The following is a 201-nucleotide window of genomic DNA, read 5'->3' as shown; positions in this document are numbered from 1 at the left end:
CGCACACCGGCGGCGGCGCGCCCGGCGGCGGAGCGGGCCCGGGTGGCCGGGACGGTCACGGTCCGGGCGGCCTGGTTGCCGGGCGCGGCCGGAGCGGCCGGGGCCGGGGTGGCCGGCGCGGCCGGGGTGCTCGGCGCGGCGGCGTGCGCGGCCGGCGCGGTGGCGATCGCGGCGGCGGTGGCGCCGATCGCGGTCACCAGC

Annotated in this window: 1 protein-coding gene; it reads right to left on the bottom strand. The window is 87.6% G+C overall.

Annotated elements, in window-relative coordinates:
- A partial coding sequence (locus tag VR45_RS50495) for a hypothetical protein (protein ID WP_045939145.1) occupies positions 1–201 on the bottom strand: 201 nt, incomplete at both ends.

It is taken from the genome of Streptomyces sp. NRRL S-495 (assembly GCF_000966955.1).
Classification (GTDB): domain Bacteria; phylum Actinomycetota; class Actinomycetes; order Streptomycetales; family Streptomycetaceae; genus Kitasatospora; species Kitasatospora purpeofusca.
Note: the sequence above shows the minus strand (reverse complement) of the source record. Positions and strands in the feature narration are given on the sequence as shown.